Annotated in this window: 14 protein-coding genes; 10 read left to right on the top strand and 4 right to left on the bottom strand. The window is 53.3% G+C overall.

Features of this window, described 5'->3' with window-relative positions; all coding sequences use genetic code 11:
- Window positions 1–11 precede the first annotated feature (11 nt).
- The 6 genes from G491_RS0107850 to G491_RS0107825 all read left to right on the top strand — a co-directional run bounded on the left by G491_RS0107850 (window position 12) and on the right by G491_RS0107825 (window position 6,526).
- The gene (locus G491_RS0107850; RefSeq protein WP_028314203.1) at window positions 12–638 is read left to right on the top strand and encodes a DUF4178 domain-containing protein; all 627 of its coding nucleotides are present in this window, start codon (window positions 12–14) and stop codon (window positions 636–638) included.
- Window positions 638–1,228: a DUF2617 family protein gene (locus G491_RS0107845; protein ID WP_028314202.1), complete on the top strand. Its 591-nt coding sequence runs from the start codon at window positions 638–640 to the stop codon at window positions 1,226–1,228. Before G491_RS0107850 ends, G491_RS0107845 begins: the two co-directional genes overlap by 1 nt.
- Window positions 1,225–2,796: a coiled-coil domain-containing protein gene (locus G491_RS33545; RefSeq protein ID WP_051327110.1), complete on the top strand. Its 1,572-nt coding sequence runs from the start codon at window positions 1,225–1,227 to the stop codon at window positions 2,794–2,796. The genes G491_RS0107845 and G491_RS33545 overlap by 4 nt, the downstream gene beginning before the upstream one ends.
- Window positions 2,797–2,850: 54 nt before the next feature.
- On the top strand, window positions 2,851–3,693 hold the full coding sequence (locus G491_RS0107835) for a DUF350 domain-containing protein (RefSeq protein ID WP_028314201.1): 843 nt from the start codon (window positions 2,851–2,853) through the stop codon (window positions 3,691–3,693).
- Window positions 3,694–3,958: 265 nt separating this feature from the next.
- Window positions 3,959–5,668 (top strand): polyamine aminopropyltransferase, encoded by a 1,710-nt coding sequence (locus G491_RS0107830; protein ID WP_084511403.1) that lies wholly within the window; start codon window positions 3,959–3,961, stop codon window positions 5,666–5,668.
- 9 nt (window positions 5,669–5,677) lie between these two features.
- Window positions 5,678–6,526, top strand: coding sequence for a hypothetical protein (locus tag G491_RS0107825; RefSeq protein WP_028314199.1), 849 nt, complete (start codon window positions 5,678–5,680; stop codon window positions 6,524–6,526).
- Window positions 6,527–6,575: 49 nt separating this feature from the next.
- On the opposite strand, the gene G491_RS0107820 is transcribed toward G491_RS0107825, so the two are convergent.
- From G491_RS0107820 to G491_RS0107810, 3 genes are all read right to left on the bottom strand, one after another.
- Entirely contained in the window at window positions 6,576–8,123 is a 1,548-nt protein-coding gene (locus G491_RS0107820; protein ID WP_028314198.1) for an HAD family hydrolase, read from the bottom strand.
- Window positions 8,124–8,392: 269 nt separating this feature from the next.
- On the bottom strand, window positions 8,393–9,442 hold the full coding sequence (locus tag G491_RS33540) for a TRAP transporter substrate-binding protein (protein WP_028314197.1): 1,050 nt from the start codon (window positions 9,440–9,442) through the stop codon (window positions 8,393–8,395).
- A gap of 86 nt (window positions 9,443–9,528) precedes the next feature.
- Window positions 9,529–10,488, bottom strand: coding sequence for a diacylglycerol/lipid kinase family protein (locus G491_RS0107810; protein WP_028314196.1), 960 nt, complete (start codon window positions 10,486–10,488; stop codon window positions 9,529–9,531).
- Window positions 10,489–10,679: 191 nt separating this feature from the next.
- On the opposite strand from G491_RS0107810, the gene G491_RS0107805 reads away from it, so the two are divergent.
- Complete coding sequence (locus tag G491_RS0107805) at window positions 10,680–11,678, top strand: methyltransferase (protein WP_028314195.1); 999 nt, start codon at window positions 10,680–10,682, stop codon at window positions 11,676–11,678.
- 76 nt (window positions 11,679–11,754) lie between these two features.
- Here the strand turns inward: G491_RS0107805 and G491_RS0107800 are convergent, their stop codons facing one another.
- The gene (locus G491_RS0107800; RefSeq protein ID WP_012609942.1) at window positions 11,755–12,096 is read right to left on the bottom strand and encodes a DUF805 domain-containing protein; all 342 of its coding nucleotides are present in this window, start codon (window positions 12,094–12,096) and stop codon (window positions 11,755–11,757) included.
- A gap of 504 nt (window positions 12,097–12,600) precedes the next feature.
- Between G491_RS0107800 and G491_RS0107790 the strand changes: the two genes are divergently transcribed.
- The 3 genes from G491_RS0107790 to G491_RS0107780 are packed head-to-tail and all read left to right on the top strand — an operon-like array spanning window position 12,601 to window position 15,040.
- Entirely contained in the window at window positions 12,601–13,464 is an 864-nt protein-coding gene (locus G491_RS0107790; RefSeq protein WP_169829407.1) for an MBL fold metallo-hydrolase, read from the top strand.
- Between the two features lie 4 nt (window positions 13,465–13,468).
- Window positions 13,469–14,389, top strand: coding sequence for a dihydroorotate dehydrogenase (locus tag G491_RS0107785; protein WP_028314193.1), 921 nt, complete (start codon window positions 13,469–13,471; stop codon window positions 14,387–14,389).
- Between the two features lie 42 nt (window positions 14,390–14,431).
- A complete protein-coding gene (locus tag G491_RS0107780) occupies window positions 14,432–15,040 on the top strand; it encodes a nitroreductase family protein (protein WP_035218163.1) in 609 nt (202 codons plus the stop codon).
- The last annotated feature ends 4 nt before the right edge of the window (window positions 15,041–15,044 follow it).

The raw sequence follows: 15,044 nt of genomic DNA, 5'->3' as shown, positions 1-15,044 counted from the left end.
GAGGTTGAACCATGGACAACGCCGTCAGAAGAAGGCTGGACTCCCAATTTGCGGCAGCCCGGTCTCTTAATCCCGAAAAGGTCGTCCCCATCAACGATCGGTACAAATACACCATCGAAGACGTGAGCCTGGGCGATTTCATCCGCCTGAATTCCAAGACCTACGTGGTCAAGGAGATTGGCGTATACCGGGAAACCGACGAGGATTTTAAAAAGAAAACAGGCGACCTGTGGACCGAACTCAAGCTCTTTTGCATTGAGGACGGGGAATCCATCCATATTGAATGGGAAAAGGACGACGAGGTGGAAGCCTTTGTCACGGAAAAGACCCTGGATTTCACCCGGATCAAGGATGATCGCGGCGACGGCCTGGACGAAGACGACCTGGACGATCTGGCCGAAGAGGAAGATACCATCTTTTTGGACAAAACTCCCTTTGAGTATGACGACGATTACGCCGCCTTATACGAACGGGAAGGCAAATCCCCGGAAAAAGTGTATTTTTACGACTTCGCGTCCCGGGATAAAAAAATGATCACCATCGAGGAATGGGGCTCGGGCGGCGGCAGGGAGGAGTACCAGTTATTCCTTAGCCGGCAGATCAACCCGGATTCCATAGAGCTGGTAGCCAAATCCTGATGCAAACGGACCAATCCCCATACGTCGATATGTCCGCCTCGGATTTGCGGCTGACACTGTTGGCCGATCCCGTGGACGCCGCCTGTTTTCACGTGCTGGAGGCCGAAAGGCTTGAAGCCAATGGCCTGGAGCTGGAGGCGCGGATCATCGGCGCCAGCCACTGGATTACTTTTCGTACGCCCCAAAATTGCGTGCACGAGTTGTTTTCGTGCCATGAGGCCGTAAACGGAAAGGTTTTAAGCCAATACGGCCCCTTAAAAGCGCCGTTCGGCCCTGTGGAATCGCTTGTGATGGATGAAATGGAGTATTCCTTTCATTACAGGATCGCAAGTCTTAAGGCTTTGGACCCGGAAGCCCGGGAAATCCGGGAAGCCGCGCTCCAGGCTGCAGACAGGGACCGGCAAACGGGCCTGATTTATGATTTTCCGGCGCAAGACGGACTTCCCGCCCCCCAGACCATTGTCTGGGCCTGCCTGGACCCCGGATTGCTGAAACTGGCCACCATCCATTCCTATCCCAACGAAGAAGCCCTGGTTATTACGCACACCAGGATCATTACCAAGTTAGACGGGAGGGCGCCCCAATCATGAAATTGAAGGCCTTATTTATAATACTTTTGGCGCTATCTTTGTCCCTCGCCGGTTGCGGCCTGCCCAAGGACTTGAAACAAGAGGCGGAGGCCCAGGATCAACGGATCAACGATCTGGCCATGAAGATTACGGAAAAAAGAAACGCCTTTGAGCAATTTTCCGGAACCAGTGAGTACGAAAAATACGCCAAGTATGCGGAGCGGGAAGATTGGAAAGGCTGGTTGGACGAAGCTCAGCACATGCTGAACAAGGGCAGGACGGACTATGACCAGAAGGTTGCGCCTTTGTTGGAGGCGAATAAAAAGGATCAGGCGTCGGATTTGATAAGGGCCTTGGGGAATGTGCGCGGCCAGCTTCGCAAAACCGATCAGGCAAGCGAACGGGTGGAAAAGCGCATCGCCTTTTTGAAGAAAACCATGGCCGAAGCGGAGCCCATGGTGGAAAAGGCGGAGCAGGATTTTACCGCTTTGACCAACCAAACGGAGGCCACAACCCAGGTTTTGGAAAAGGCCAAAGCCGATTATCCTGATAAAATCCAGGACATAGACGCCAGGTTCGCCCCGGTTCTTGACCTTAAACAGGAAAGCGCCCAGGCCCTGGACAAGGCCCACGCCCAATTGGAAATGCACAATGCCGCGGAAAACGCTGACTACGCTGTCCTGGGAGACTCGTGCACCCTGATTGAAAAGGATAACGAAACCGTTAAGACTGAATGCGCCGCCCTGGAAAAACGCAGCGCCGAGCTATATAAAAGCTATTCCAAAGTGTTGGAGGATATGCGGGTGGATTATTTTGTCACCATAGGCCGCACATCCTGGGATAACAACGCGGAGTACGACCGGGAAAACGATTATACCTATCCCCCCAAGCAGGTGGACGCGGAATCTTATGAAATTCTGGCGAATCTGCCGGAAAACACCCTCCTGGCCAGGTATCGGGGGAATTTCTATTCCTCCGTGGATTCCCGGGTTTGGAAATCCCTAAATTTCAATCCCACCCTGGAAATGTCCGCCTGGGACGATGAAGCTGAGTTCTGGATTAGTGACATGGACGCCAAATTTTATCATAAGTACTTGATTATAGAAGGCGCCGACCAAAAAAAGACCGATTGGATTGAGGTGGACGAAGACGTCTTTGACAAGTACGAGGACGCCTTGGGCATGACCATCATGTCCAAGCCCTACGGCATGTACGAGGACGAAGCCCTGACCGAACCCATGCCGCCCGGCATGGAGTACGTGGGCAATTCCAAATACGGTGAATGGCGGCAGGATTCCGGCGGCCGGTCCTTTTGGCACTGGTACGGCCAGTACGCCTTTTTCAGGATGCTCATGGGCAACAGGCATTATTATCGCGGAGACTATGACCACTGGCGGCGGGATTACCGGGGCAGAAGGCCGTATTACGGCAGGGGCTCCGACACCTGGGGAACATACTCCAGCCACGGGCGCACAACATACTCCAATTCCCATTACGGACGAAGCGGCGGTTTTTCCAGGTCCACCCCCACGGTCAGGGGCAGCGGACCGGCCTCGCGGGGCGGCGGCCCCGGAACCAGGGGAAAATAAGACAGTTCACGGGCGTTATTTTAAACGCAACGTTTTATCAGGAGGCATAACGGCATGATGCAGGAACTCATATTGACGGGGCACGGATTTGTTTACGCCGTAATCGTTATGGTCTATGTAGTGATCGCCAAAAAAATCATGGATTGGCGCACCAAAGACATGGACGACGACTATGAAATCGAGGAAAAAAGCAACCCGGCCGTGGGCTTGCAAAGGGCGGGGCTGTATTTGGGCATCGCCCTGGGCATGAGCGGCGCTTTGACGGGCGGCTCCATGGGATTCGTCAAGGACATAGTTACCCTGGCCTGGGAAGGCGCCTTGATTGTAATCCTGCTTTTCATAGCCCGCGAGGTGTGCGACCGGGTCATTTTAAGCGGCATAGACAACGACGCGGAAGCGGCCGACGGAAACGCGGCCGTGGGATTCGCCGAACTGGGCGTGTACGTCGCTTCCGGCCTGATCCTCGCCGGAGCCTTTGCAGGGGAGGGCGGGGGCCTATTAAGCGCGTTGGTTTTTTTCGCCTTGGGACAGTTGGTGCTATTTATCCTGTATTTCGTCTATGAAAAAGCCACGCCCTTCAACATTCGGGAAGAAATTAAAAACGGCAACGCCGCCGCCGGACTCAACGCCGCAGGCATGATGGCCGCCCTGGGAGTCATACTCCGCTCGAGCATCGCAGGCCCGGCCATGGGGTGGAGCCAGGATCTTTCCGCCTTCGCCGTCAGCGCCGGAGCAGGGCTTGTTATGCTGTTCATTTTCCGGTGGGTGATTGATTGGCTGCTGCTGCCCAACACGGACTACGAAACGGAAATCAAACGGGATCAAAACATGGCGGCCATCGCCCTCACGGAAGGCGTGCTGCTTTCCGTGGCCATCATCATCGCCGCTGTGCTTTGATCATTTTTTACTGAATAAGTTAAAAAATTCATTCTGTTATAATAGGAAGATAGGGTTGAGAGTCGCTCCAAATACTCCCTCCCCCTTGACGGGGGAGGGTTGGGGTGGGGGTGATGGATTTTAACTTGCTCCCCCCCATCCTGTCCTTCCCCCGCCAGGGGGGAAGGGACGAAGATTTAGCGAATTTAGCCTGAAAAAGGGCAACGGCGTTTAGTCTAAAAGTGGTTTCAATCTTTTTAAATACTTTTCTAACCCATTAATAAACATGACTAAATCAATTAATCAAGAAAACGGCCGCACAGGGAATAAACATCCCCGGTTCGCCTCCTTTTTGCTTGGATTCAGCATGTTCGCCACCGGGGCGTGCGGGCTCGTTTTCGAGTACATCCTCAGCACGGTTTCCACTTACATTCTGGGCAACTCCATTGAGCAGTTCAGCATCACCATCGCCCTCATGCTTTTGATGATGGGCGTGGCCGGATACGTCCAGAAATTCATGTCCGACCGCTATCTGATCGAAAAATTCATATTCCTGGAAACCTTCCTGGCTTTATTGGGCGGTTACGCGCCCATCGCCATATACGCCTCGTTCGGATTCGTCCCGGACCATTTCATGGTCATCAATTATTTTTTCGTCATGGCCATCGGGTTTCTTATCGGCTTTGAAATCCCCCTGGTCCTGCGGATAAACGAAAAATACTCCGAAACCCTGGGAACCAATATCGCCGGGGTGGTGGGGCCGGATTACATAGGGTCCTTTGTGGGCGCCATAGTTTGGACATTTTTCCTGCTGAAGACCTTTCCTTTGACGGAAATCAGCTTTCTGGTGGGCGGAACCAACTTTTTTATCGCGGCGATCACTTTCATGTATTTCATGAAATACGGTTTAGTAAGATACCGGATTATTTGTGTAATTTTAATAGTTATATCCGCCGCGCTTTTGGCTTTTGGATACCTTAGCAACCGGGATTGGAACCTGAATCTGGAGCAAAAGCTCTATGACAGCAAAATCGTTTTTTCCAAAACCACCAAATACCAAAGGCTGGTTTTGACTCACGACGCCCCTTTGAACGACTACCGGTTTTTCATCAACGGAAACCTTCAATTTTCCAGCGTGGACGAAGCCATCTACCACGAGCACCTGGTGCACCCGGCCTTCGCCCTGGTTCAAAACCCGGAGCGGGTGCTTATTTTGGGAGGAGGGGACGGCCTGGCCTTGCGGGAGGTCTTGAAACACCCCCAGGTGAAAAATGTGCTGCTGGTGGACCTGGACCCGGACATGGTAAAAGTGTGCTCCACCAATTCCATCCTGACCCGGCTGAACAATCACGCCTTTGATGACGCAAAGGTTATCGCAAAAGCGTCTGAGGCAATTTCCGGAGACGGCCGGACCCGCGTGTTTCAGGATACGGGCAAGGTACGGCCAAGCGGAGAGCCGGAAACGCAAAGGATCGCTTCGGTAAAAATCATGAATGTGGATGCGGACCGGTTTCTGGATCAGGCCCCCGGCCAGTGGGACATTGTAATTATCGATTTTCCCGACCCGTCTTCCGTGGAGTTGGTCAAGCTCTATTCCCGGGAGTTTTACCGCAAATTGGCCAGGGCCGCAGCGCCGGGCGCCATGGTCGTGGTGCAGGCGACTTCCCCGTATCACGCCAGGGAATCCTATTTATGCATCCGCCGCACCTTGGAATCCGCCGGCTGGAAAACCCTGCCGTATCATGACAATGTGCCGTCTTTTGGAGACTGGGGATGGCTCCTGGCCTGGAAAAACAGGGGCGAGAGTGAAATCCGGGAGAAAATCGCCGCAATGGAATCCTTTGGGGTGGATACAGCCTACCTGACCCCGGATGCGTTCCGCGCTGCTCTGTCGTTCGGAAAAGGCGCTCTTGAAACCAAGGAAACCAGGGTTAACACCCTTATGGAGCCCGCTTTACTAACCTACTATCTGGACGATAGCTGGAAGGCGGAATAGGAGGGTCGCATGGATGTGACTATGTTCTTTATGCTTCTGGGGATGGTTGCAGCGTTGGGCGCTCTCATTTGGTTTCTTGTCAGCGTGTTCATGGCCGATTCCATGCACGGGCTGCTAACCGTGCTTTTTCCCATCTTCGCCATCTATGTCTTGATGGAGCACTGGGCAAAGGTAAAGCGGCCCTTCTTTTTTATGGCCACGGTTTTTACTCTCATAATCTGCATTGCTTCCGTCGCTTGGTATCAAGACGCAGACAATTGCCGGGCCGAGCCTTCCGAGGCTTCCCTAACGCGGCTTACCCAGGGTGATCTTCCTCTAAACCGAAACATATTGATTACGGATCATTACCGGTTTTATTCGGAATGCTATTACGACTATTATGAAGACCTGGAAACCGGAGAAATTGAAGTAGACTGCATCTACTACCAAGTGCTGGCGCTGGATGAGGCCACGGGAGAGCCGATTCCTTCCAAAATTGGCGACCATCTTGTATTCGCCAAAACTGACGCTTACACGGACCTGGAGGATTTACCGGATGACGGCGTCTACGACAGCCTGCAGGGTATTTTTTCGTTTTCGGACGCCGATACCAGGGAACTTGTACTTGAGGATTTTAACAGCATCCATCCTACAGCAGTCTTGATCATTGATCAGGGAAAATGGCCCCTTCCCAGGGAACGTTTTATCTATTCGGCCGTCATTGCAGGATGTTTGTCCCTGCTCTTTCTGGGGCTTTTTTGCTACTCGGTCTACGCCTATTTTAAGCTGAAAAAACGGAAAGAAGTATATTATAAGAATATGGCGCCGCCGCCCTTGCCCCCTGCTTCTCCGCCGCCCCCTCCGCCCAACGTGGAATAACGGAGGGGAATGAGATGCCAGGCCGGGCCGCTGCGGCAGCCTCTATTTATCAGCCTCCGGGCAGAGTCTTTTCCGAAAAGATAAGCTGGTCCTCCAAATAAGGCGGAGGCGGCTGATCTTCCAGGGAGCGCCCGGCTTTCTTATGGATTTTGGAACGGGCGGACTCCATGATTTTTTCGATCTCGGACCACCTTTTGGACACGGGATTCATGCGGGAGTTCAAGTGCCGGTTAAGACGGTAGGTCTGCTTAAGGGCCTCCTGCACCCTTTCGAAATACAGGTCCCGATCTTCGCCTACGCTGGCGTTATAACCGATAATGATATTCTCCAAAGCCTGGTTTATTGCAAAGGCCTCTCCGGCCATGGCGCCCAGGTCTTCCACTACCCCGGGGGCGGCGTCATAGCACTTGATGGCCGCGGCTTCGGCCTTGGCCAGTTCGTTGACCAGGACATCCTCCAAGTCCTGCTTGGAAAACTCAAAATTCTCCGAAGAGGGCAGGGGGGAAGGCATATCCCAGGGCTGGGAGTTTTCCTCCGACTCGGCCTCTTCCTTTTCCCGGCGGGTTTTGATCTTGGCCGAATGGATTTCCTTGAGCGGCGAGGCCGTGGATACCAAAGGCGAAAACGGGTCCGGGCTGTTTATGTCGGCCACGCACTTGAAATATTCCGACCAGGGATAATCTTCCCCGTGTTTGGTGTCCGTGATTCCTACAGTATGAACGCCGGGGTCCATAAAGTCCGGGTATTTCAAAGATAAATACTTAATCTTGTTGTAATAGGCGTTCTGGCGCAGGGACGCAGGCGGGGCGATCCGTTTGGGCTGGCCGCTTCCGAACACCGGATGCATCCAGTGGGGCGAACTGGTCTTGCCGTTGATGGTTTCCACTTCCGTGGCGAATATGTCGTGCACCGGGAATTGTTCCTGCACCACCTGCAGCAAGGCCCGGGGCGACGCGCTGCTTACGATGATTTTTAAGGTTGGAAACGAATCCCTCAGCCATTGGATGTCTTCGGGCTCAATGACCTGACGGTCCGCATGCCGCTTCCACAGGCTTCTGACCAGCTTATGCACGTCCTCCGCCGGAACGCCCGCCATTTGATGCATAAGGCTCAGGCGCATGAGGGCCAGCATCCGGTCCATGGCGTGGGGCCCCAGAGTCTGGCGGATGGTCTTTCTCAGCGGCGATACTTTCCACCCCACCCGGGCCAGGGAATAATACAAAACTCCGGGCAACAGCCATCTTTTGGCCCCTTTTTTGGCGTACCGGCTTTGGGCGGCCTGATCCTTCCAGTTCAGGACGATGGAGCCAAGACGATTTTTATCGTCCATCGTTTCCATATAATCCAGGCCGTAAGCCTGGTAGGCGCACAATTCAAAGCCCAGCATGACGCCGGGGTTGAGTCCTTTATGAAAGGTGCCGTCCAGGTCCAAAACAAGATACCTGGTCTCCGGCCTGAGCAAACGGCCGCACAATTCCCTGAAATCCAGAGACGCCCCGTAGATCTTGTATTTGTCCACGGTTTTCACGTGCCGCCCCTGGTTGTTCCGGTGCATGCCGGGAAAGCGTCCTTCAAGATGTTTTATTTCAGATAGCATGGCCTTTTCCGCGTATTTTGGTTGGGTGCGAAAGTCCGATCCGTTTGAGTACACTCTAAGCAAAAACCTTACCAAAATACCACTTTAACAAACAAGATCTTTTCTGAAAAGCCCAAGGCCCATCCTGACAAATGTTTTACACTATTTTTAAAAGAAAGGCCTGCCCTGGGCGTGTTCACCCAAAGCAGGCCTATGTATTACGATCAATCGTGCGGCCGCAATTTTTCAACAAAGGCGGGATGGCGTTTGACTTGCACCGCCGCTGTTCATCATCCCCCCTTTTGCATGTTGCGGAATTCCTGCAAATGGGCCAGCAGTTCGTCCAGGATTTCCTGGGAGTACAAATCGCCTGCAAGCTCTTCCCACAAGGGGATGGTTTTGGCCTTCAAAAGCTCCATTTCCTCCTTGCAGGGCTGGGCGCATTTAATGCCCCGGCTCATGATGGCTTTCAGATATTTTTCCGACTCCAGGCGTGAGTGTTCGCAAAAGGTCTGGGAGAGCGGAACCCGCATCTTCGCCACCGCTTTTACGTGCTCCGGAGGAACCTGATTCCAAGCGCGTTCAGTTACCACCACAAAGGCCGGAGTGTACCGGATTTTTGCGGAATTGACGTATTCGAACGAGTTGTACAACTGGGTGGCCGCAATCCAAATGGAAGGGGCTATGAGCGCTTCTCCGGCCCCGGACCGGACCGTGGAGGGTATTTCCGCCACGTCGATGGGGATGGGGCTGGCGCCCAGCTTTTCCAGGACCCTTCCTTCCAGGTTTCCGTACCAGGTGATGAATCGGACCTTGCTGAAGTTCTCGCAATGATCCATGGGATATTTACTGGAGTAAATCTGGTCGAAATCCTGGTCCAGCCACTGGAGCACCTTGAATCCTGACTCATCCCGCACGACTGCATCAAAGGTATCGATCATCTTGGTTTTAACGTAATCGATTTCCTCGTAGTTGTTGAACATAAAGGGCAAACCCAGAACAGCAATCTCGTTGGATAGTTCAAAGGTGCCCTGGCCCGAAAGTCCTGCGCCCTGCAACTGGTCGATGCGCATTTTTTTCAGGATTTGCTTGTCGTCCCCCATGACGCCGCCCCAGTAGATCTTAAGGTACAAATCTCCCTTGGTTTGGGCTTCGATTTCAGGCAGCAGAATTTCCTCGAACAATTGGGAATACCCAATGCCCTTGGGCGCCATAGTAGCGGTTTTCCAAATGACTTTTGCGGAGTCCTTGTCGCCGTAGTCTTTGGCAAGGCCCGCAGCGGGTGCAAGTAAGATTAGACAGAGAAAAGCAATACAGATGCGCTTCCACATTTTAAACATTATTCCCCCCCTTGGTTTTGCGTCTATTGTGGTTGGCGATTTTTGATTATGGTTGGATTTTCAGTGCTGGTTGAACTTCTCCTTTCCTAAGGCCTAAACATTTCCATTTGGTGAGAAACCTTGACTTCCAGGCTTTTTGCTTCGGTTATTTCAGGCCCGGGCTCCTCCCCGTCGATCTGGAAGAAGGTTTCTCCGTTCAGACTGATTTTCAGCCAGTCCGTGGATATTTGGTACACCATGGGCGAAAGTTCGTCCAGAGGCATTTTAAAAAATCGCGTCAAATGCATGGCCCACCAATGGCGAATGTCCTTGATGACAGTCACCTCGAACTTACCGTCCGAGAGATCCGTCCTGGAGGATACCTTGGCGCCGCCCGCATAAATGGCGGAATTGGTCACTAATATCCCGTGCAGGCCCACGGGAGCGTTCACGCAGGTTTCCCTGCCGCTGGAGTTTCTGTACCTGATTTCAAAGGCGAACGGGATTGTGTACGCCAGATTACGCAGGCTGAAGCCCGTATACAAAACCTTGTTGATGCCGATGCGAAGCCCGGCCACGGACCTGGGGGTCCTGGGCCGAAAATGGTTGAAGGTGTTGGATATTTTCGCATCATTCCCGATTCCCAAATAGCTGGAAAACAAGTGCTCGCCGTTGATATGCAGCACATCCACCATCTTGGTTTTTCCGGCAAGAAACATGTTGATCATGCCGGGAATGCCCCAGTGCTTAAGCACTTCCAGCACCCCCAGAGACCTTGCGAAATCGTTCCCCACCCCAAAAGGGATAACGCCTATTTTCGGCGGATTGGGCGTTTGCGCCGCAGCCTGAACCAGGGCGCCGAAGGTGCCGTCGCCCCCGGCGCCGATCACAGCCTCGTAATGGGGCGCCAAAGCGCTGGCCTGGGCGGCTATGTCTTTTTCCGTAAAAACAATATCGTACTGGGAATAGGGCACGCGGCCCTTTAACGCATGAGCGATCCGGGAGGCTACAATGGTCCCGGGGCTGCTGCCTGATATCGGATTGACTAAAAACAGAAACTTTTTCATTAACCGATGAACCGGGTAGAATGCCGATAGAAAAATCGCAGTCTGTTAAGAATGAATTCAAATAGTTGATTGCCAATTCCTAACAGAATTGTTAGCGCTTTGCAAGCGTTCAAAAGATGATTTTTTTGCTCCCCCATTGCGGGAAGCGCCATGCCAGGTTATCTTAAAAAGAAAAAAAGGAGGCGCAAAGCATGGAATCGACCCAATGGAATCCCGGCAGTTTGCTTCAACTATCCGGCTATTATTGGAAAACCTGCACCTTGCACGCCGGCGTTAAGCTGGAAGTGTTTTCCTTCTTAAAAGATAAAACCCTGTCCGCGCCCAAGCTTGCTTCCCATATGGACGCGGACCCCAGAGCCCTGGAAGTGCTTTTAAACGCCCTGGCGGGCCTTAACCTGCTAACAAAGTCCGGGGCGGGCTTCTCCAATACGGCAGAGGCGAAAAAATTCCTGTGCAAGGACTCCCCCCAATACATCGGCTTTATGATCATGCACCATCAGCAATTGGTGGACTCCTTCAACAAGATTCCCGAGGCCGTCAAATCCGGCAAGCCCGTCCGCGGCAGGGCTTCATTACAGGACGAGGAAACCCGCAAAAACTTCCTCATGGGCATGTTCAACAACGCCATGGCCATTGCCCCCAAAGTCGCAAAAATTTTGGATCTCAAGGACAGAAAACTCCTCCTGGACCTGGGCGGAGGCCCGGGAACCTATGCCATTCATTTTTGCAAGGAAAATCCCGAGCTCAAAGGCGTGGTCTTTGACCTGCCCACCACCGAGCCCTTTATGCGCCAAACCGTGGAGCGATTCGCCCTGACCGGCAGGATCGACTTCGCCCCCGGCAGCTACCTGGAAAATGACATTCCCCAAGGGTTCGATGCGGCCTGGCTGTCCCATATCCTTCATGGAGAAGGACCGGACGCCTGTCAGGATATCGTATCCAAAACCGCCCAGGCGGCAAATCCCGGCGCCGTGGTGTGGATTCACGAGTTCATCCTGGACGATACGATGGACGGGCCTCTGTTCCCCACCTTGTTCTCCATCAATATGATGTTGGGAACGGAAGAGGGCAGGGCGTACTCCCAGGGCCAGCTAATGGATATGATGCGCAACGCGGGAATGAAAGACATCAAACGGCTGGATTTTAAAGGCCCCACAGACTCCGGGATTATCCAGGGCCTGGTTCCCTGAACGTGGAAAGACATAAAAACGCCGGCCCTCGTTGGAAAGCCGGCGTTTTTTGTCAATCCATTAAAATGGACGTGCATCAGGCGGGGACGGGCCCGTACTGGTTCGACTGGGGCTGGCTGGGGAGCACAAAGAAAATTATAAGAACAATGATTCCAATAACCGGAACCAATCCGATGAGCAGCCACCATGCGGACTTGCCGATGTCGTGAATTCTGCGGAAACCCACCGCCAGGGAGGGAATGAAAACCGCCAGGCTGTAAAGGCCGCTCACCACCCCGGGCAAGCCGAGAATGTTTTCAATGATGCCCAGGCCGACCATGATAAGAAAATTGAACAGCACGAACATCCAGTATTCCTGGCGATGCGCGCGCCCGCTGAATCCAAAATAGTTCTTCAAAACTCCAACATACCAGTTCATTCACTCCTCCTTCACTCAGATTACGTGGTTTAGGTTGGTTCTGATCCAGGTGTAACTATATCATGTCTTACAAGATTTTATCCAATAATGGTCCAGTCCATGGTTTCCTCAGCGGCTGCGGCAATGGACTCCATGTCCTTGTCCCAAGGGCGTCTCATGCCGGCGCCTTTCACGTGAACGACGTCGCCTTTTCTTAGGATGCGCGTCAACGGCCGGTTTATATGTATGGATTAGGAAGCGTTGTTACAGGGAAAGATATACTAATTTTCCCAGGGGCATGCAAGAGGCATTTGGTGAAACACGGGATTTTAACCGGCCATAGTCCCGTTATTTGGAAATAAAACGAGCAATCGCTTGACTAGTTTTTCTCCCTGTTGCACATTCTTCATGGATTGAAGGGTATTGGAGTCACGCATAATACGCACCTGTTTTTACATTTCCATATAGAAAGGCCTGTTTATCATGATCATCACCCAAGCCGGACCGCTTGCAAAAGGGCTGCATATGATAGGTGAACCAGGAGCTCCGGTTTTTTTGCTGGAAGGGGAAAAACCCGTAATATTCGACGCGGGCTTTGCATGCATGGGGCCTCGTTACGTCCGGGAAATCAAGAAGATTTTAAACGGAAACCAGCCCGTCAAATTGTTCCTGACCCATTCCCATTTCGACCATTGCGGCGCCACGGGATATTTCGCCCAGGCCTATCCCGGGATAGAGATAGCTTGCTCGCCTTATGCGGAGTACGTTTTTACCAGACCGGGCGCCGTTCAGGTCATCAAGCAGTTGAGCGCGGTCGCGGAAAAAATGATGGCGGAGAATTCCGGCGAGGAACTGGATGCCGCCCCTTTCATGCCTTTTGAAGTGGGAAAGGTCCTCAAGGAGGGCGACGAGGTCAGGGTTTCCGACTCCCTGACGGTTCAGGTTCTGGAAACTCCGGGGCACACCAAGGACACCCTCAGCTATTATATCCCGGAAATCAAGGCGCTTATCGCCTCGGAAGCCGCGGGAATTCCCAATAAGGACGGCTACATCATTTGCGACATGCTCGTGGATTACGACATGTACCTGGATTCCCTCAAAAAGCTGGTGGCCCTGCCCGTGGAAGTCTTGGTGCTCGGCCACATTTTCGCCTATACGGGAGAGGACGCCGAACAATATCTCAAAAGAGTCATGGACCAATGCGAGGAATTCAAGAACTGGGTCTGGGATCTTCTCCAAGAGCATGATATGGATGAGAAAAAAGTTATGGCGGAAGTTCGGAAAAAAGAGTACGATGACGAACCTTTTCCAAAGCAGCCCGAACCTGCTTATTTGTTGAATCTGGAAGCCAGGATCAGGGCGGTGGCCAAAAAGATGACCAAGGAGTAGTTGGATGAGCGACAAGCCCGCATTAGGAGTGGAACTGGGCGGAGTATTTCTGGATAACCCTGTTATGACAGCCTCCGGCACCTTCGGGTACGCTACGGAGTTCGCCTCCCTCATGGATTTGAATCGCCTGGGCGGCGTCATTGTCAAAGGGTTGTCTCTGGAGCCTTCCCCCGGCAATCCTCCGCCCCGCGTGGTGGAGACTCCCTGCGGCATGCTTAACGCCATCGGTTTGGAAAACATGGGCATCGAGGCCTTTTTCCAGGACAAGCTCCCCGAACTCACCAAGCTGGCGCCGCCGCTGGTCTTGAACATCTACGGTAAAACCAGTGAAGAATACGAAAGACTGGCCGCCCGGATCGACAATGTGGAGGACGTGGCCGGCATAGAGGTGAACATCTCGTGCCCCAATGTTTCCGCCGGCGGCATCGCTTTCGGCGTGGATCCCATGATGGCCGCCCGGCTCGTGGGAAAGGTCCGGGCCAGAACGCGGAAGCCGGTCATTGTCAAGCTATCCCCCAATGTCACGGACGTGACCGCCATCGCCCGCGCCGTGGAGGACGCCGGCGCCGACGCCATATCCCTGATCAACACCCTGACCGGCATGGCCATCGATCTGGACGCCCGCAGGCCGGTTCTGGCCAATATTACGGGCGGGCTTTCCGGCCCGGCCATCAAGCCCGTGGCTCTGCGTATGGTCTGGCAGGTCGCCAAAGTGGTGAAAGTCCCGGTCATCGGAATAGGGGGGATCATGAACGCCAGGGACGCCCTGGAATTTCTTATGGCCGGAGCCTCGGCCATCCAGGTCGGGACCGCTAATTTTGTGGACCCCGCGTCTCCCGTTAAAATTCTCGAAGGCATTGAAGCCTATTTCATGGAAAATCAAATCAAGGACATTTCCGATTTTATCGGTTGCCTGGAAGTATAGTCTGTCATTTACAACTTATTTTAAGTGTTTGAGGAGGCGCCTATGCTTACCACCAAGGAAGCCATCCATCAAAGACGCAGCATCCGGCGGTTCAAGCGGGATTCCTTTCCCGAAGACGACCTCATGGAGATTCTGGACGCAGCGCGCCTGGCGCCTTCAGGATGCAACGCCCAGCCATGGAGATTCAAGATCGTCCGGGACGGCGAAACCAAGCTGCGTTTGGCCAAGGCTGCGTTCAACCAAATGTTTGTCGCCAATGCCCCCGTTATTGTCATGTGCTGCGCGGATGTGCGGGGATATCTGGACGGCTCCATGTCCGGGGTGCAGGATCTGGGAAAGATCACGGCCATTGAGGACCGGATTGCTAAAATCCTGGTTAAGAGAACCGGAGACATGGAATCCCTGCCCGTGGAGCAGATCGGCATACTGGTGGCCCTGAACGTGGCCATCGCCGTGGAGCATATGGTGCTGAGAGCCCTGGACTTCGGCCTGGGAACCTGTTGGGTCAGGCTGTTTGACGTCCCCATGATCAAGGAAATCTTTCATTGGGACGACAATCTCTTTCCCGTGGCCATGCTGCCCATCGGCTACCCGGATGAAGACCCCCAGCCCAGGCCGCGGCTGTCCCTCAAAGAACTGATTTTGGAGTGATTGT

This window comes from Desulfatibacillum aliphaticivorans DSM 15576, assembly GCF_000429905.1.
In the GTDB taxonomy this organism is placed as follows: domain Bacteria; phylum Desulfobacterota; class Desulfobacteria; order Desulfobacterales; family Desulfatibacillaceae; genus Desulfatibacillum; species Desulfatibacillum aliphaticivorans.
This window is presented reverse-complemented; position numbering and strand designations above follow the sequence as displayed.

Excerpts from the sequence above, each read along its gene's own strand:
- G491_RS0107820 (WP_028314198.1), bottom strand. The coding sequence starts at position 8,123 with ATGCTATCTGAAATAAAACATCTTGAAGGACGCTTTCCCGGCATGCAC.
- G491_RS33540 (WP_028314197.1), bottom strand. The coding sequence starts at position 9,442 with ATGTTTAAAATGTGGAAGCGCATCTGTATTGCTTTTCTCTGTCTAATC.
- G491_RS0107830 (WP_084511403.1), top strand. The coding sequence starts at position 3,959 with ATGACTAAATCAATTAATCAAGAAAACGGCCGCACAGGGAATAAACAT.
- G491_RS0107805 (WP_028314195.1), top strand. The coding sequence starts at position 10,680 with ATGGAATCGACCCAATGGAATCCCGGCAGTTTGCTTCAACTATCCGGC.
- G491_RS0107800 (WP_012609942.1), bottom strand. The coding sequence starts at position 12,096 with ATGAACTGGTATGTTGGAGTTTTGAAGAACTATTTTGGATTCAGCGGG.
- G491_RS0107810 (WP_028314196.1), bottom strand. The coding sequence starts at position 10,488 with ATGAAAAAGTTTCTGTTTTTAGTCAATCCGATATCAGGCAGCAGCCCC.
- G491_RS0107825 (WP_028314199.1), top strand. The coding sequence starts at position 5,678 with ATGGATGTGACTATGTTCTTTATGCTTCTGGGGATGGTTGCAGCGTTG.
- G491_RS0107780 (WP_035218163.1), top strand. The coding sequence starts at position 14,432 with ATGCTTACCACCAAGGAAGCCATCCATCAAAGACGCAGCATCCGGCGG.
- G491_RS0107845 (WP_028314202.1), top strand. The coding sequence starts at position 638 with ATGCAAACGGACCAATCCCCATACGTCGATATGTCCGCCTCGGATTTG.
- G491_RS0107835 (WP_028314201.1), top strand. The coding sequence starts at position 2,851 with ATGATGCAGGAACTCATATTGACGGGGCACGGATTTGTTTACGCCGTA.
- G491_RS0107790 (WP_169829407.1), top strand. The coding sequence starts at position 12,601 with ATGATAGGTGAACCAGGAGCTCCGGTTTTTTTGCTGGAAGGGGAAAAA.
- G491_RS33545 (WP_051327110.1), top strand. The coding sequence starts at position 1,225 with ATGAAATTGAAGGCCTTATTTATAATACTTTTGGCGCTATCTTTGTCC.
- G491_RS0107785 (WP_028314193.1), top strand. The coding sequence starts at position 13,469 with ATGAGCGACAAGCCCGCATTAGGAGTGGAACTGGGCGGAGTATTTCTG.
- G491_RS0107850 (WP_028314203.1), top strand. The coding sequence starts at position 12 with ATGGACAACGCCGTCAGAAGAAGGCTGGACTCCCAATTTGCGGCAGCC.